This window comes from Mesorhizobium sp. P2_B5, assembly GCF_056404775.1.
The window spans coordinates 524,421-541,335 of record NZ_JBFUDJ010000003.1; the positions used below are offsets into that span (position 1 = coordinate 524,421).

The window sequence follows — 16,915 nt, forward strand, 5'->3', positions numbered from 1 at the left end:
TCGCAACCCGGCTGACAAGACCGAACGGCGCGGCACGCCGTCGCGCCGCAAGCAGAGCGTTTCACCGTTACACGGAAACGGCGAACCGCTCTATCTTTTGGTTTTTCGGCGCAATTCCGGACGGAAAACCGTTTCACACTTTTCCTGGAATTGCTCTGGCGGGTTGCACAGGCGCCCCGTTGGGCCTAAGCGAAGGCGATCAACGAGAACGCCTCATGCCCATCCGCCTGAAAAAGCTGATCGGAACCTTCCTGCTGGTGGCGCTGGTCATCATCTACGCGCTGGTCGCGTCGATCATAGCGGTTGCACAGCTGTCGGAATCCGGCCCGCTGGTGCATTTCCTGTTCTTCCTGTTCAGCGGCCTGTTCTGGGTGCTGCCGGCGATGGGCATCATCAAATGGCTGATCCTGGAGCCGCGGCCGAAGGGCTGAAGCGGGCCATTTGCAGGCCAGTTGAACATCGACGCACCCTAGATCGTCACAACCATCTCAGATGGTCACCACCATCTTGCCGGCATTGGCCAGCGGCGTCGTCACACCCGACAGCATGGTGCGGATATGGGCGACGCTCTGGTAGCGGCCATTGACCGAGATGCGCGGCAGCGCGTGCAGGAAGCCGGCATGCTCGGCATGCAGCACGCCATGGCGGGTCGTCACCGCCGAGGCGTAGCCGGCGTCGCGGGCAAAGCCGACTTCGCGGCAGCCGACAGCGCTTGCATAGCCATAGGGGTAAGCGAGATGGCGCGGCTCTTCGCCGAGCTGCGCCTGCAGCTGGCGCCTGACGTCGCCGATCTCGTGGCGCGCATCGGCTTCGTCGAGCCGCTTCAGATTGCGATGGTTGACCGTGTGCGCGCCGATCGTCACCAACCTGTGCCCGGCCATGGCGCGGATATCGTCCCAGGTCATCAGTGTGCTTGAGCGCAAGCCATCGAGTTCGATGCCGTTCGAGCGCGCGAGATCGCGCAGCACAGCGCGCTGGTCCTCCTCGCGCACTTCCAGCGTCAGATAGGCGTGCAGGCGCGCATTGGCCTGGAGTTTTCTGCCGTGGGTAGAGCAGTCGATCGTCACCGGCCCCTTCGGCGTGGCCAGCGTCAGCCGGTCGCGCGCGTTGACGATGTCCTCGACCACATCCCACCACAGGTCGGCACTGCCGTCGATCAGGCCCGGCGCGACATAGATGGTGATCGGCGCGTCGTGCTTTTCCAGCACCGGCAGCGCTTCGGTCATGTTGTCGCGATAGGCGTCGTCGGCGGTGATGGTGGCGAACTGGCCGTCCTTGCCACCGGCCTTGATGCGCTCGATCGCCTCGTCGAGCGTGACGAAGGCATAGCCCCTCGCCTTCATGTCGGCGACAAGAGTGTCGAGGAAACGCGGGGCGATGTTGAGGTGGCGGTTGACGCCGTCGGGCTTCTCCGGCGTGGCGGTGACCCGGTGCAACATCAGGATGGCGCCGATGCCGCCGACGAAGGGCTTGGCCAGCGGTGCAAGGCCGGTAAAGCGGGCGATGTTAAGCGCCAGTTTCCGAACTGCCTCCCCGCCGTCGATCATTCATTCACCTTTTGCGCCTAGGCTCAATCCAAGCACGGAACGCGCCGACGCGAACTCCCTGATCGCGACGAATACGCCTTAAGGATTGAGGTATGGTTGACGCCACCGCGTCATTTGACGGCAATCGGCTCGCCGCTAGCAAGGCGTCCGCGCGCGCAACGGCTGCCGACCAGACCAGCCTGTCGGTGTCGATCGCCGACGCTGCCGCGCTCGCCTCTTACGGGGAATTCTGCCGTTCCGCGCTATTTGCGCCGGCGCAGAGCGCCGCCTGGGCCCGCGCCTGGACGACGCAGGCCAATCCGGATGCCGTCGTCGCCACGCTGAAAATCGAGGACCGGCCGGTCTTCTCGCTGGCACTGGAAATCACGCGAACTGGTCCACTCCGCGTCGCCCGCTTCATGGGCGGACGTCATGCCAACGGCAATTTCGCCGCCGCCGATGAGGCCTGGCTGGCAAAGACTGATGCCGGGGCGATCCGCAGGCTGGTGACGGCGATCGGCAAGGCGCATTCCGACATCGACCTCGTTGCGCTGGAAAGGCTGCTGCCCGATCTCGATGGCGTTGCCAATCCGTTGGTGGCATTCGCGCATTTCCCCAGCCCCAATTTGTCGCTCGCCGTCGACCTCGATGGTGGTTTCGATGCTTTGCTCTCCCGCGCGAGCGGCAAGCGCAAACGCAAGAAGCACCGTTCGCAGACGCGCAAGTTCGAGGCTGTCGGCAGTCATCGCCGCATCGAAGCGCGGACGACGGAAGAGGTGAACAGGCTGCTCGATGCTTTCTTCGAGATGAAGGAATTCCGCTTCGCCAAGATGGGCATCGCCAATGTCTTCGGCGAACCGGAGGTGCGTGCTTTCTTCCGCACCCTTTTTGCCGGCGCGCTGGCTGCGGAAAAGCCGGCCTTTGTGCTGCATGGGCTTGAAGTGGCCGGCAAGCTGCGCGCCATCACCGGCTCGAGCCGCTCGGGCAAGCGCCTGATCTGCGAATTCGGAGCCATCGCCGACGACGATCTCGGCCACACCAGCCCCGGCGACTTCCTGTTCTTCGACAACATCCAGGAAGCCTGCGAGACCGGTTTCGAAGTCTATGATTTCTCGGTCGGCGACGAGCCCTATAAGCGCCTCTGGTGCGATATCGAGACCCAGCATTTCGAGGTGCTGGTGCCCTTGACACTGAAGGGACGCGCCCTCGCGTCGGCGCTGCGGCAAGGCGCGCGGGCGAAAGCCTTCATCAAGAACAGCCCGACGATCTGGAAGCTGACCAAGATGCTGCGCCGCAAGGCGGCCGGGCAGGCGGCGCCCGCTCCCACGGACGACGAAAACTAGCGTCAAAAATTGAGAGCTTCGCGCAGCGCCGGGCCGGCCCTCACTCGCAGGTCGAGATCTGCTTCTATGTGGTCGATATGGTGCAGCATCAAACGGCTCACCAACCCGCAATCGCCGCTCTCCAGCGCACCGACAATCCCCGTGTGCTCGCTATGCCCGCAGGCTGACACGCCAGAGCGGCCGTAAAGGGCGATAACGAGTGAGGAGCGCGCAACCAATTCCTCCATAAAGCGCTGCAGGATGGCGTTGCCGGCGACTGAGGCCAGCAGCAGATGGAAATCACCTGACGCCTTGATTTCGGAGCGCCGCGCGGTCGGACCGCGTTCGGCGATGAAGCGGCCTTCCTCATCGAGTTGGGCGCGGAAGGCGGCGATATCGCTGGCTGTGACCCGCCCGCAGGCGGCAGTGGCAAGGCCCGGCTCGATCAGCCGGCGGGAGGCGAACACCTGGCGCGCTTCCTCGGGCGACGGGTTGGCAACGAAGGCGCCACGGTTTCGCTCGGTACGCACCAACCCCTCGAAGGACAGCATCTGCAGCGCCGCGCGCGCGACGGTGCGCGAGACGTCAAACAACGTGCCGACCTCGCCTTCCGACAGCTTGGTGCCCGGCGCCAGCCGACGATCGACGATGGCGTCCCGCAGATTGTCGCGGATCGCCTGGGCGCGATCCTGATTGGCGCTGTCGGCTGCGGAATAGATCTGATCGGCAATGTTCATGGCGATGATGGTTCCCGCCCCCTTCTAGCGCGACTCATCGTCTGCACACGAGAGGCAAAGTGGACACGAAGCTAAAAAAGATTGCATACGATTCTTGTGCAAATCGAGCACAATCGCCCATAATTTGTGCAATGCACAAGGCAGCTTACCAGATAGGCAGCACTGCCGAAGCCTGATTTTTCAGACAATTCAATCGCTTGGCCGCTGGCCCGCAAATTGGCACGCATGATGCTTTGGTTAATGCGACCAAACGGGGAAGCCTGAATGTCCAAAGCCGCCGAGATCGACATCGTGTCCGTTTCGAAAGTGTACGGAACGACGACTGCCGTCGAGGCCATCAGCCTGAAAATACCGGCAGGCACCTATTGCTGCCTGCTAGGCCCCTCCGGCTGCGGCAAGACCTCGACGCTGCGCATGATCGCCGGCCACGAGAGCATTTCGTCGGGCGATGTCCGGCTTGGCAACACCGTCGTCACCGACCTGCCGCCCGCCAAGCGGGGCACAGCGATGATGTTCCAGTCCTATGCGCTGTTCCCGCATCTCGACCTCATCGACAATGTCGCTTTCAGTCTGAAGATGAAGGGGGTCGACAAGGAAAAGCGCCGCGCCAAGGCGCTCGACATGCTCAAGCTGATGCAGATGGAGGCCTATGCGACGCGCCGCCCCGCGCAGCTTTCCGGCGGCCAGCAGCAGCGTGTCGCACTCGCCCGCGCACTAATCACTGACCCGGAGGCGCTGCTGCTCGACGAGCCGCTGTCGGCGCTCGACCCGTTCCTGAAAATCCGCATGCGCGCCGAGCTGAAGAAGCTGCAGACTTCGCTCGGCATCACTTTCGTCCACGTCACCCACAGCCAGGAGGAGGCCATGGCTCTGGCGGACCTGATCGTGGTGATGAATGACGGCCGCATCGAACAGGCGGCACCTCCGCGCAATGTGTTCGAACGCCCGGCCACGGCCTTTGTCGCGCGCTTCATGGGTGACCACAATGTCATCTCCGGCCGGGTCAGCGGCGCGCGCGACGGCATGGTCGTTTTCGACGTCAATGGCGGCGGCTCGCTCGCTGCCTGCGGACAAGGCCAGGAAGCGGGAGCCTCGATCGAAATCGCGATCCGCACCGACCATGTGCGCATCGGCGAGCCACCCTCGCCCGGCCTCGGCTTCACCGGCATCGTCTCCAACATCGAATATCGCGGCGCCACGGTGAAGCTGTCGGTGGCCGGAGCCGGCATCGACGATTTCACGGTCATCGTCGACGATTCCGACTTTTTCGCCAAACCCGTCGCCATTGGCGACGCCGTACCGCTCGCCTGGGATTCCGAAGACGCCATCGTCCTCGGGCGCCTTCATTCATGAATCCAACGAAGCAAAACAAAACAGGGGAATAAGCATGACAAACACACTACAAACCAAGACTGGCATTTCGCGCCGCTCGCTGCTCAAGACCGGTGCCGCCGCCGTCGGCCTCGCCGCGGGCTCCGGCGTCATCACCGGGTTCCCGACCATCTGGGCGCAGTCCAACATCACGCTGCGCCAGTTCGGCACCGGCGTCTCGAACCTCAACGCCATCGCCGACAAGTGCAAGGCCGACCTCGGCATCACGCTTGAGATGACGGCGACCGATTCCGACGCCGCCGCCCAGCGCGCCGTCACCCAGCCCGACAGCTACGACATTGCCGACATCGAGTACTGGATCTGCAAGAAGGTGTTCCCGAGCGGCGTGCTTCAGCCGATGGATGTCAGCAAGTTGAAATATTACGACGAGCTGGTGCCGCTGTTCAAAACCGGCAAGCTTACTCCGGATAGCGTCATCGCCCAGGGCACCGCGCCGCACACGGTCGGCTATGTCGAGGCGCAGGACTCAAAGACCTTCGCCAAGGCGCCGACCAACTGGTTCACGATGGTGCCTACCATCTACAATGCCGATACGTTGGGCATCCGCCCCGACCTCGTCGGTCGCGACATCACCACCTGGGCCGATATCATGGACCCGGCCTTCAAGGGCAAGACCGCGATCCTCAACATCCCGTCCATCGGCATCATGGATGCGGCCATGATCATGGAGGCTACCGGCAACATCAAATATGCCGACAAGGGCAACATGACCAAGGAAGAGATCGACAAGACGATCGACTTCCTGATCAAAGCCAAGCAGGCCGGCCAGTTCCGCGCCTTCTGGAAGTCGTTCGACGAGAGCGTCAACCTGATGGCATCGGGCGAAGTGGTCATCCAGTCCATGTGGTCACCGGCCGTCGCCGCGGTGCGCTCCAAGGGCATCGCCTGCCGCTTCCAGCCGCTCAAGGAAGGCTACCGCTCCTGGGGCGGCGGCCTTGGCCTTGCCGCCCATCTCAAGGGCGCCGAGCTCGACGCGGCCTACGAATACATCAACTGGTACACGTCGGGCTGGGTCGGCGGCTATCTCAATCGTCAGGGCTACTATTCCGCCAACATGGTCTCGGCCAAGAAGTTCATGTCCGAGGACGAATGGGGCTACTGGATCGAGGGCAAGCCCGCCAAGGGCGAGATCAAGGCGCCGGACGGCACAGTCATGGAAAAGGCCGGCGCCGTGCGCGACGGCGGCTCGTTCGAGGAACGCATGGGGAAGGTCGCCTGCTGGAACTCGGTCATGGACGAGGACCGCTACATGGTGAAGCGCTGGAACGAGTTCATAGCGGCGTAAGGCAACAAGCAGCGCCCTCCTCACCCCTTCTCCCCTTGCGGGAGAAGGGAACGCGGTTGACGCCGCATAGCCAAACCCGAGAGCATTGATGACCGTCGCGCTCGATCGTCCCGCAACCGCCGCCGCCAAACCCGCCAAGCGCGGCCGCTTCTCGCTCAGTGCCGTCACGCCCTATTTGCAATCAGCACCGCTGGCACTCATCCTCGGTGCGTTCCTGCTGCTGCCTATCATCATGATCGCCGTCGTATCCTTCTGGGATTACGACTTCGCCGCCATGTATCCGGATTTCCTGACGACGAACTATTCAGACGTGCTTGGCTCCTGGGTCACCTGGAAGACCTATCTCAACACCATCAAATTCGCTGCCATCGTCTGGGCGCTGACCTTGTTCATCGGCTTCTGGGTGGCCTATTTCCTTGCCTTCCACATCCGCACCACGGCCATGCAGATGGTGCTGTTCCTGGTTTGCACCGTACCGTTCCTGACCTCCAACATCATCCGCATGATCTCGTGGATCCCGGTTCTTGGCCGCAACGGCTTGATCAACTCGACGCTGGTGCAACTGGGGCTGGTGCCAAAACCCATAGAATGGCTGCTCTATTCCGAATTCGCCGTCGTGCTGGCGATGGTGCATCTCTATACGCTGTTCATGGTAACGCCGATTTTCAACACGCTGATGCGGATCGATCGTTCGCTGTTCGAGGCCGCGCGTGATGCCGGCGCGTCCGGCTGGCAGGTGTTGTGGAACGTGATCATTCCGCTGGCCAAGCCCGGCATGGCGATCGGCACCATCTTCGTCGTAACACTGGTGATGGCCGATTTCTCCACCGTGCAGGTGATGTCGGGCGGCCAGAGCGCGTCGGTCGCACTGATGATGAAGAACCAGATGTCGCTGCTGCAATATCCTGCCGCCGCCGCCAATGCCGTGGTGTTGCTGGTGTTGGTGCTGTTGATGGTCGCCGGCATCCTGCGCATCGTCGACATCCGCAAGGAGCTTTGAGGTGAGCCACGAAAAACGCACCCTCGAATTCTATGTGCTTGCGGCCTTCTTCACACTGTTCGTTCTGTTCCTCTATGGTCCGCTGTCGGCGATCCTGATCCTTTCTTTCCAGGGCGAGACCGGCGGCCTCACCTTCCCGCTCAATGGCGTGTCGCTGCACTGGTTCGCCAATCTGTTCGAGCGCCAGGCGGTCGGAGATTTCGGCGGCAGCTTCAAGCGCTCGCTCGTGCTCGGTCTGATGGTGATGATCGTCACCGTCGTCGTGTCGCTGCTGGCAGGGCTCGCCTTCCGACAGAAATTTCGTGGCGCCACCGCATTGTTCTATCTGGCAGTCGCCAGCCTCGTCGTGCCCTCGATCATCATTTCGCTGGGCATCGGCGTCGTCTTCCAGCAGGTCGGCCTCCGCCCGGCCTGGTACACGTCGGCCTTCGGCGCGCACCTGACCTGGACCTTGCCCTTCGGCGTGCTCATCATGTTCGCCGTCTTCAACCGCTTCTCGCCGGCCTATGAGGAAGCCGCGCGTGACCTTGGCGCCACCTCCTGGCAGACCTTTGCCCATGTCGTGCTGCCGATGATTGCGCCGAGCCTGATCGGCGTCGGCCTGTTCGGTTTCACGCTGTCCTATGACGAGTTCGCCCGCACGCTGATGACGTCGGGCACCTTCAACACGCTGCCGCTCGAGATCTACGGCATGACCACCAATGTCACGACGCCGGTGCTCTACGCACTGGGCACGGTGACCACCGTGTTCTCCTTCCTGGTGATCCTGGCGACGCTGGGCGCTATCCTCTATGTCGGCCGCCGCCGGGCGAGAACGTGATCGTGCAGATACTGGTGGTGAACCCCAACACGACGGCGAGCATGACTGAGACGATCGCGGCAGCGGCGCGAGCCGTCGCCGGCGCCTGGACAGAGGTGGTGGCCGTCACCTCCTCCATGGGCCCGGCGTCGATCGAGGGCTATTACGACGAGGCGCTCGCCGTGCCTGGCCTGCTGATGGAAATCGCTGCCGGTGAGCGCGCCGGGGCGCAGGCCGCCATCATCGCCTGCTTCGACGATACGGGACTGGATGCTGCGCGCGCCATGGCCTCCATTCCGGTCATCGGCATCTGTGAGGCCGCACTCAGTGTCGCCTCTTACATTGCCCAGCGCTTCACAGTCGTAACCACCACCGAACGCTCGCGTGTCCCTGTCGAGGGGCTGGTGCAGCGCTACGGCATGGCCAGGCGCGCCCGCGTGCGCGCCGCGGACATTCCGGTGCTCTCCCTCGAAGATCCGGCGTCGGGCGCCGTCGAGAAACTGCGCGCCGAGATCGCCCGCGCCATCGAGCAAGACCGCGCCGAAGCCATCGTGCTCGGCTGCGCCGGCATGGCCGACCTGGCCCACCAGTTGCAGGACGAGTTCGACCTGCCGGTCATCGACGGCGTCGGCGCGGCGGTCAAGCAGGCCGAGGCGCTGATCGCATTGGGCTTGTCGACCTCGAAGCGCGGTGCCTATGCCAGCCCGCTGGCCAAGTCCTATCTCGGCGTGCTGAAATCCTTCTCGCCCGGAACTATCGCCGCGGAGTGAGCCATGAAGCCGACCATCCGTGCGCTGTCGCTGCAAGAACTGGCCGTTCTTATCGACTGGGCGGCCGCCGAAGGCTGGAACCCTGGCCTTGACGATGCCGCCGCGTTTCAGCCAACCGACCCTGAAGGCTTCATCGGCGCTTTCGTCGGCAACGAGTTGGTGGCCGCCATCTCGGCTGTCGCGTATGGTGGCAATTTCGGTTTCATCGGTCTCTACATCTGCCGACCAGATATGCGCGGCCAAGGCCACGGCAAAGCGGTCTGGAGCGCCGGCATGGCCAGGCTGGCCGGCCGAACAGTTGGCCTCGACGGCGTCGCAGCACAGTTGGCCAACTATCGGCGTAAGGGATTCAGGCCAGCTTACGAAACGATCCGCTTCAGCGGCCGTACCGCGATACCGTCCGTCCGAAGCGATGGGGTGCGCGCGATAAGCACGCAACTCGTGCCCGACATCATCGCCTATGACGCCCGCTGTTTCCCCGCACCTCGGCGGGCCTTCCTGCACCGTTGGTCGCAACCACCGCATGTCGGGTTCGCTGCGATCAGTTCGCTCGGCACCATAGGCTACGCCGTGGCTCGTCCCTGCCGTTCGGGTTACAAGGTCGGCCCGCTGTTTGCCGACGACACCGAGACAGCGATGCAACTGTTGGGCAGTCTGGCTGGTGCATGCGAAGGCGGCGACCTGCATATCGACGTTCCAGCCGACAATATCGATTTCACTGCGGCGCTTGCAGCGATTGGTTTCAGGCCGACCTTCACCACCACCCGCATGTACAAAGGCACGCCTCCGAAGGTCGACTCGCGCCGAATATTTGGCGTGACGACCCTGGAGTTAGGGTAGATCCAGGCGCAGCCTGACAGGCTTGGCGAGGCGCGGCTGACGGCTTTGGTTTTTGGGGACCGGCGCGCGATGGACGATCCAATCTGTAGAAGCGCCGCCTAAGTAGAAGTGTCTGATGTCTCAGGCGGCGCTACGTCGTCCCGGCACGGGGTGTCCCGGCGTCTCATGGCCAATCGGCGTCACCAGAGTGAGGTCGGGATAGCCGCTTTCGATCAGCTTGACAGCGGCCTGCGCCACCTCATCGTCCGCTTGCAGCATGGAGAGGAAGACCTCGGTGCTGTCGCCAACCAGTCGGCTGATGCTGTGCGCGTCGGCCGGTCCGCATTCGACGATGACCAGATCATAGGCGGTGGTCAGCGACTGCATGATGATCGGCAGCCGGTCGGCGGCGCGCATGGCGCGAACCGGGTCGGCGGTGCCGACGGGAATGACATGGCAGTCGGAATAGAGGTCGGCGTGGATGACATCGCTAAACTGCGCTTCCGAAGCCAGCAGATTGGTGATGCCGGGGAACAGTCCGCTGTCCAGCATCGGTCGCGAGGCAGCGCCTGACGCGGTGAGATCGAGCAGCAGCACGCGCAGGCCGGCGTCGGAGACTTCGCGCGCCACCAGCACCGCCGAGGCTGCCGCCTCGTCGCCTTCGGGCGAGACGAAGATGGCGCGCGCAGCACCGCTGGCGATCAGCTTTTCCGCCGCTTTCTCGACGTCGATTTCGCCGAGACTGGAGCGTACCGGTTCGGGTTCCGCGTCTGCGGCCGCTGCTTCTTCCAGCGCTGCGGGGGCCGACTCGGGAACCGCCTTCGGCTCCAGTTCATGCTCCATGTCCGCCGGCCGGTCTTCCGCCTCCCCGGTCTTAGCTGCCACCGGTTCCGGCTCGACGACCGGCACCGACGCGACTGGCATTGCCACCTGTTCGATGCGCTCGTATCGGGCGCCGGGGGCCTGACGCATGGCGCGGCCCGAAAACAGCTCCTGCAGAAGTGTGATGATCGACATCAGCAGCAGCGAGCCGACGAAAGCGGCGCCGACGATCGGGACGAGTTTGGGGAAATAGGGCTCCGAAGGCACGCGCGCCTCGGAAAACACGCTGGCATCGACCGGCAGATAGTTCTTGCGCGAGGTCACTTCGCGGAAACTTGTCATATAGGATTCAAGCTGCTGGCGCCGGACATTCGCCTCGCGCTGTAGCGCATCCAGTTGGACCTGCTCCTCGCCGGCGCGCGACGACGCCGCCTTCAGCTTGTTGACGTCCGATATGAGCTGGTTTTCGCGCGCCTGGGCGGTCTGCGCCTGCGTCAGCAACCCTCGCATGACCTTTTGCGCCTCGTTGCGTATCTGGCCGTCGAGGTCGGCAAGCTGCGACCTCATCGCTCGCAGGCGCGGATGGTTGTCGAGCAAGGTGGTGGAAAGATCGGCGATGTTGGTTCTGAGCTCGATCTGACGCTCACGCAGCCGCTGGATCAGATCGGAAGACAGCACTTCGGGTACAGCGTCCAGCGAGCCACCGGCCTGCAAGGCCTGGCGCACCCTTTCGGCCGTTGCCTCGGCCGAGGCTCGGTTGGCGCGCACACGCGACAGTTCGGTCGACAGTTCGGACAATTGCTGTGTCGCCAGCACCGAATTGTTGCCGCCCATCAACAGGTCCGACTGCGCGGAACGAAAGGCCGCGACCTTGGCCTCGGCATCCCTGACCTGCTTCTGCAACTCGTCGATCTCCGGCCCCAGGAAGGCGGTCGCAGCAGCGTTCGACTTGGTCTTTGCGTCCGCCTGATAGGCCAGGTAGGCCTTGGCGATCTCATTCGGGATTTTGGCGGCAAGTTCGGCACTTTCCGAGGAAAATTCGACGGCGATGGCACGCGTCTTTTCCACGCCATAGACATTGAGCTTGTCGCGCATCTTCTGCAGTACGCGCTCATCGAGCGGGATCTCTGCCGGATCGCTTTTCAGGCCAGCAGTGACCAGAAGCCAGCTTACCGGCGACATGTCGAGCGCATCGTTGAACTCGGGCTTGTCGCCCAGATTCAGATCGCGAGCCACCTTGTTGAGAATGTCGGACGAGGAAATGACCTGAACCTCGGTTGCTACACCTTCCGCATCGAGCACAGGTTTGTCGTCTTCATTGGTGCCGGCAGGCCGCGTATAGGCCGATTCGTTCAGCTGGATTTTCAGCTGCGTCGTCGCCTTGTAATGCGGCGTGGCAAGCCAGGCGAAGGCGAAGGCGAGACCGGTGACGATGAGCGTGACCACAAGGATGCGCAGCCAGTTCCTCGCCAGGCTGGCGAAGAGCTGTCTCAGGTCGACATCGACATCTGCGGCCGCGGACTGAACGGACATGCATTCCTGCTCCGGAACATGAGTCTAGGAAGTACCGTAAACAACTATGGTAACTCAGGCGTTAAGATGGCGGTAAGCAGCCGTTGGGGTTTGCTACCAGCGGGTAAACAAAGGCCGCGAAACTACTCGGCTTTTTGTCGATTGCCGCCAAATCGGCCGCATCCCTTTACCGGCCATTAACCCTAACAGGATGATAACAAACCCAGATCCTTAAGGTTTGCCGCCGCGCCATGGCGGCCACAGCGACGAAGGTGTGTGTCCGATCATGAAAAGCGCTGCTGGTCTGTTTCGCGCTCTGCTGGCCGTGTCGATGCTCGCCGGCTGCTCCAGCTACCGGCCGACGCCGGCGGCCTTCCACGAAGTGCTCGACCAGCCCTACCGGCTCGGCGCCGGCGACCGTGTCCGCGTCACCGTGTTCGAGCAGGACGGGCTGACCAACACCTATAGCGTCGACCAGTCCGGCTACATGTCCTTCCCGCTCGTCGGCGCCGTGCCGGCACGTGGCCACACGGCCCAGCAGCTGGAAAAAGAGATCGCCGACAAACTGCGCCAGGGCTATCTGCGTGACCCCGATGTGTCGGTCGAGATCGACCGCTACCGGCCGATCTTCGTCATGGGCGAAGTGGGTGCTGCCGGCCAGTATTCCTATGTGCCGGGGCTTACCGTGCAGAAGGCGATTGCGATTGCCGGCGGTTTCTCGCCGCGCGCCAACCAGGAAAGCGTCGACATCACCCGCGACATCAACGGCAAGGTGATGACCGGCAGGGTGGTCACCTCCGACCCCTTGCTGCCTGGCGATACCGTCTACGTTCGCGAACGCCTGTTCTGACATCAACGTGGCGGACCAGCTCAGGATCGTCCACTGCTTTCGCTCACCCGTCGGCGGGATCTTTCGGCATGTGCGCGACCTGACGGAGGCACAACTCGCAGCCGGACACGTTGTCGGCATCGTCTGTGATTCGACCACAGGCGGCGAATACGAGGAACACCTGTTCGACCAGATGAAGGACAGCCTGGCGCTGGGTATCCATCGCACACCAATGCAGCGCCATGTCGGACCGGGCGACCTCGCCTCGGCCTGGCGCACCTATCGAATCATCAAGGAATTGCGGCCGGACGTGTTGCACGGGCACGGCGCCAAAGGTGGCGCCTATGCCCGTCTGTTCGGCTCATTGTTGCGGGTATCAAGGTCTCGCGTAGCCCGCCTTTATTCGCCGCATGGTGGCTCCCTCCACTATGACGAAACGACGACGACCGGGAAGCTGTTCTTCGCGCTGGAGCGCTTCATGGCGCGCTTCACCGACTGCCTGCTGTTCGTCTCTGACTATGAGCGGCGCACCTACCGGCGGAAGGTCGGCGAGCCGCCGATCCCCAACACGCTGGTCTATAACGGCCTGCGTGCTGCGGAGTTCGAGCCGGTGGTAACCGCGCCTGATGCCGCTGACCTGCTCTACATCGGCATGATGCGTGACCTCAAAGGCCCGGACATCTTCATCGACGCGCTGGCGTTGGCCGGCACGCAGCTTGAGCGTCGCTTGACCGCTGTCATGGTCGGCGACGGCGACGATCTGCCACGCTACCACACCCAGGTGAAACGGCTGGGGCTCGAAAAACAGGTTCGCTTCCTGCCGCCAATGCCGGCCAGGGACGCCTTTGCACTGGCCGACCTCGTGGTCGTGCCGTCGCGCGCGGAAGCCATGCCTTATATCGTACTCGAGACGCTGGCCGCCGGCAGGCCGATGATCGCCACCGCGGTCGGCGGCATACCCGAAATCTTCGGTGAGGGATCCCCTGCCCTGATCCGTCCCGATTCGCGCGACCTCGGCGACAAGATGGGCGAGGCGCTAGGCGATCTCGACGCCTATCGGCGCGCCATGCCCGACACCGCCAGCCTCAAGGCGCGCTTCGGCGCCGATGTGATGGCTGCCGAAATCGAAAAGGCCTATTTCGCCGCGCTCAGCAAATAGGCTACCTCCCAAAACCACAGGTTGTCTCAAGGTTTTTTTAGCTCTCTTCTGCTATGGTCATGGCGGAAGCTTGTGGGAAACCCGATGAACGAGACCGACCCCACGCGCCGCTTTTCGGCCGATGCGGTGCGCAAATTCGACGGTCCTGCCGAGAGCCCCACGCCCGGCGGCATGAACAGTGTTGCCCGCCAGGTTGCCTCGCAATACCGGCGCGATACGATGTCGCCGGTCATGGTCAGCGGCGTGCTGCGCATCGTCGAATTCGCCTTGCTGTTCCTGTCGGGGCTCGTGCTCTACTTTCATTTTGTCGGCTTCTTCACTTACCTCGCCTGGCAATATCCGCTGACCATCGCCGCGGCCTCGTTCCTGGCCGTCGTGTTGCTCGACGTCAGCGATTGCTACCAGATCTCCGCCTTGATGCGGCCGATCTCCAACCTCGGCCGCGTGCTGGCGGTCTGGGCCGGCACCTTCGCGCTGATGGCGCTGACGGCCTTCATCATGAAGATGTCGGAGGACTATTCGCGCCTGCTGTTCGGCACCTGGTTCGTCATCGGCCTGCTTCTGCTGTTTGTCCTGCGCCTGGTGATGTCGAAGCTGATCCGACGCTGGGCGCGCGACGGCCGCATGGAACGCCGCGCCGTCATCGTCGGCGGCGGCAAGGCGGCCGAGATGCTGATCCGCTCGGTCGAAAAGCAGCCCTACAACGACATCCGCATCTGCGGCATCTTCGACGATCGCGGCGACAAGCGCTCGCCGCCGATCGTGGCCGGCTACCCCAAGCTCGGTACCATTTCGGAGCTGATGGAATTCGCCCGCATCGCGCGCATCGACATGCTAATCGTGTCACTGCCACTGACTGCCGAAACGCGGGTGCTGCAGCTGTTGAAAAAACTCTGGGTGCTGCCGGTCGACATCCGGCTCTCGGCGCATTCGAACGCGCTGCAGTTTCGCCCGCGTGCCTATTCCTACATCGGCTCGGTGCCGATGCTCGATATCTTCGACAGGCCGATCAACGACTGGGATTCGGTCGCCAAGCGCGCTTTCGATATCGTCTTTTCGCTGATCGGCATCATCCTGTTTTCACCGGTGATGCTGGTGACGGCCCTCGCCATCAAGCTCGACAGCAAGGGGCCGGTGCTGTTCAAGCAGAAGCGGCACGGCTTCAACAACGAGATCGTCGAAGTCTATAAATTCCGCTCCATGTACACCGACCGCTCGGACCCGACCGCCAAGCAGACGGTGACCAAGAACGATCCGCGCGTCACCCGGGTTGGCCGCTTCATCCGCAAGAGCTCGATCGACGAACTGCCGCAGTTCTTCAACTCGTTGCTCGGCTCGCTGTCGCTGGTCGGTCCGCGCCCGCACGCGATCGCCGCGCAGTCGCACAACCTGCTCTACAACGAGGTGGTCGACGGCTATTTCGCCCGCCACAAGGTCAAGCCAGGCGTCACCGGCTGGGCACAGATCAATGGCTGGCGCGGCGAGATGGATACCAATGAGAAGATCCGCATGCGCACGGAGTACGACCTTTACTATATCGAAAACTGGTCGATGCTGTTCGACTTGCGCATCCTGTTCCTGACGCCGCTGCGGCTGCTCAATACGGAAAACGCCTATTGAGCGCGATTTCCCATGAGGTGCCGCAGGCTGCGGTCAACACGTTGCCGCCTTTGGCGGTCAACACATTGCCGCCATCGGCGGTCAACGCCAAGCTGATCGCGCTGATATCCTCAGGCGCGGTGTTTTTTGGCGTCTTCCTCTCGGGCTTCGTCATCGACGAACCGGCGCCGTACGATCTCTTCATGGTCGGGCTTATCGGCGTGTGGGCGCTGTTTGGCCTGCGCATATCGCGCGCTGCCGTGCCGCTGCTGGTGCTGCTGATCACGATGAACATCGGCGGCTTGATTGCGATGACGCAGATGGCCGATCTCGCCAACACGCCGCTCTATCTCGCCGTCTCGCTGTTCCTCGCCTTCACCGCGGTGTTCTTCTCTTCGGTGACGGCAGTGCAGCCTGGCCTCTACCGGCTGATCTTCATCGCCTATGTCTTCTCCGCCGTGGCGACAGCGCTGCTTGGTATTGCCGGCTATTTCCACGCCTTCCCCGGCGCCGACATCTTCACCAGATACGACCGCGCCCAGGGCGCCTTCCAGGATCCGAACGTGTTCGGACCGTTCCTGGTGCTGCCCGGCATCTACCTGCTTTATCTCATGTTGACCGGGTCGATCGCGCGCATGCCGCTTTTGGCGGTGCCGCTGCTGATCATCACCGCCGGCATCTTCTTTTCGTTTTCGCGCGGCGCCTGGGGGATGTTCGCTGTTTCGGCGATCCTGCTTACCAGCGCCCTGTTCCTGCAGAGCAACAGCGGCAAGTTCCGGCTGCGCGTCGTCATCATGACCATTGCGGCTGTCACGCTGCTGGTGGTCGCGATGATCGTCATCCTGCAGCTGCCCGGCGTCAGCGAGATGTTTTCCAGCCGCGCCCAGCTGGAACAGAGCTATGACACGGCGCGGCTTGGCCGTTTCGCCCGCTACACGATCGGCTTCCAGATGGCGCTCGAGCATCCGCTCGGCATCGGACCGCTGGTGTTCGGCACCATTTTTGGCGAAGACACGCACGACATCTGGCTGAAGACGCTGATGGATTATGGCTGGCTCGGCTTCGTCTCATTCCTGTCGCTGACGCTGTGGACGACGGCCGCCGGCTTCCGCATCCTTTTGCGCGACCGGCCCTGGCAGCCCTATCTGCTTTGCGCCTATGTCGCCTTCATCGGCAACATCGGGCTCGGCACCTTCATCGACATCGACCACTGGCGCCACGTCTACCTGCTGCTCGGCCTGATCTGGGGCGCGATTGCGCTGGAATACCGGCATCAGCGGGAATTGAGGGCGGAGACAATCCGAATCGGTGGGAAAGCCGCCGAGTTCGGATGACTCCGCCCTG

At 62.9% G+C, this 16,915-nt stretch carries 15 protein-coding genes; 12 read left to right on the top strand and 3 right to left on the bottom strand.

Translation table 11 applies throughout. The features are described from left to right. Positions 1 to 215 precede the first annotated feature (215 nt). On the top strand, positions 216 to 431 hold the full coding sequence (locus tag AC1D1N_RS15340) for a DUF2842 domain-containing protein (protein ID WP_142868027.1): 216 nt from the start codon (positions 216 to 218) through the stop codon (positions 429 to 431). Positions 432 to 488: 57 nt separating this feature from the next. On the opposite strand, the gene AC1D1N_RS15345 is transcribed toward AC1D1N_RS15340, so the two are convergent. Continuing rightward, positions 489 to 1,547, bottom strand: coding sequence for a polysaccharide deacetylase family protein (locus AC1D1N_RS15345; protein ID WP_477349426.1), 1,059 nt, complete (start codon positions 1,545 to 1,547; stop codon positions 489 to 491). Between the two features lie 92 nt (positions 1,548 to 1,639). Between AC1D1N_RS15345 and AC1D1N_RS15350 the strand changes: the two genes are divergently transcribed. Further along, positions 1,640 to 2,869, top strand: a complete 1,230-nt coding sequence (locus AC1D1N_RS15350; protein WP_477349428.1) for a GNAT family N-acetyltransferase — start codon at positions 1,640 to 1,642, stop codon at positions 2,867 to 2,869. Between the two features lie 2 nt (positions 2,870 to 2,871). Here AC1D1N_RS15350 and AC1D1N_RS15355 read toward each other — a convergent pair whose 3' ends face one another. After that, positions 2,872 to 3,585 carry a GntR family transcriptional regulator gene (locus AC1D1N_RS15355; RefSeq protein ID WP_477349430.1) on the bottom strand — a complete coding sequence of 238 codons (714 nt, stop codon included), beginning with the start codon at positions 3,583 to 3,585 and terminating at the stop codon, positions 2,872 to 2,874. A 264-nt stretch (positions 3,586 to 3,849) separates the two neighbouring features. Here AC1D1N_RS15355 and AC1D1N_RS15360 point away from each other — a divergent pair, with 264 nt between their 5' ends. From AC1D1N_RS15360 to AC1D1N_RS15385, 6 genes are all read left to right on the top strand, one after another. Further along, positions 3,850 to 4,938 (top strand): ABC transporter ATP-binding protein, encoded by a 1,089-nt coding sequence (locus tag AC1D1N_RS15360; RefSeq protein ID WP_436259632.1) that lies wholly within the window; start codon positions 3,850 to 3,852, stop codon positions 4,936 to 4,938. A 34-nt stretch (positions 4,939 to 4,972) separates the two neighbouring features. Beyond that, positions 4,973 to 6,262 (top strand): ABC transporter substrate-binding protein, encoded by a 1,290-nt coding sequence (locus AC1D1N_RS15365; RefSeq protein WP_436259631.1) that lies wholly within the window; start codon positions 4,973 to 4,975, stop codon positions 6,260 to 6,262. An 88-nt stretch (positions 6,263 to 6,350) separates the two neighbouring features. Then, a complete protein-coding gene (locus AC1D1N_RS15370) occupies positions 6,351 to 7,262 on the top strand; it encodes an ABC transporter permease (protein ID WP_436259630.1) in 912 nt (303 codons plus the stop codon). Position 7,263: 1 nt separating this feature from the next. After that, complete coding sequence (locus tag AC1D1N_RS15375) at positions 7,264 to 8,082, top strand: ABC transporter permease (protein ID WP_477349433.1); 819 nt, start codon at positions 7,264 to 7,266, stop codon at positions 8,080 to 8,082. A 2-nt stretch (positions 8,083 to 8,084) separates the two neighbouring features. Then, the gene (locus AC1D1N_RS15380; protein ID WP_477349528.1) at positions 8,085 to 8,831 is read left to right on the top strand and encodes an aspartate/glutamate racemase family protein; all 747 of its coding nucleotides are present in this window, start codon (positions 8,085 to 8,087) and stop codon (positions 8,829 to 8,831) included. Positions 8,832 to 8,834: 3 nt separating this feature from the next. Continuing rightward, positions 8,835 to 9,671, top strand: a complete 837-nt coding sequence (locus tag AC1D1N_RS15385; protein WP_112561344.1) for a GNAT family N-acetyltransferase — start codon at positions 8,835 to 8,837, stop codon at positions 9,669 to 9,671. 120 nt (positions 9,672 to 9,791) lie between these two features. Here the strand turns inward: AC1D1N_RS15385 and AC1D1N_RS15390 are convergent, their stop codons facing one another. After that, on the bottom strand, positions 9,792 to 12,005 hold the full coding sequence (locus AC1D1N_RS15390) for a GumC family protein (protein WP_477349436.1): 2,214 nt from the start codon (positions 12,003 to 12,005) through the stop codon (positions 9,792 to 9,794). 265 nt (positions 12,006 to 12,270) lie between these two features. Here AC1D1N_RS15390 and AC1D1N_RS15395 point away from each other — a divergent pair, with 265 nt between their 5' ends. From AC1D1N_RS15395 to AC1D1N_RS15410, 4 genes are all read left to right on the top strand, one after another. Beyond that, a complete protein-coding gene (locus AC1D1N_RS15395) occupies positions 12,271 to 12,834 on the top strand; it encodes a polysaccharide biosynthesis/export family protein (protein WP_112561792.1) in 564 nt (187 codons plus the stop codon). Between the two features lie 7 nt (positions 12,835 to 12,841). After that, positions 12,842 to 13,972 (top strand): glycosyltransferase, encoded by a 1,131-nt coding sequence (locus tag AC1D1N_RS15400; protein WP_352560358.1) that lies wholly within the window; start codon positions 12,842 to 12,844, stop codon positions 13,970 to 13,972. Positions 13,973 to 14,056: 84 nt separating this feature from the next. Beyond that, complete coding sequence (locus AC1D1N_RS15405; RefSeq protein ID WP_436259626.1) at positions 14,057 to 15,592, top strand: undecaprenyl-phosphate glucose phosphotransferase; 1,536 nt, start codon at positions 14,057 to 14,059, stop codon at positions 15,590 to 15,592. Continuing rightward, entirely contained in the window at positions 15,589 to 16,905 is a 1,317-nt protein-coding gene (locus tag AC1D1N_RS15410) for an O-antigen ligase family protein (protein WP_477349438.1), read from the top strand. Before AC1D1N_RS15405 ends, AC1D1N_RS15410 begins: the two co-directional genes overlap by 4 nt. The last annotated feature ends 10 nt before the right edge of the window (positions 16,906 to 16,915 follow it).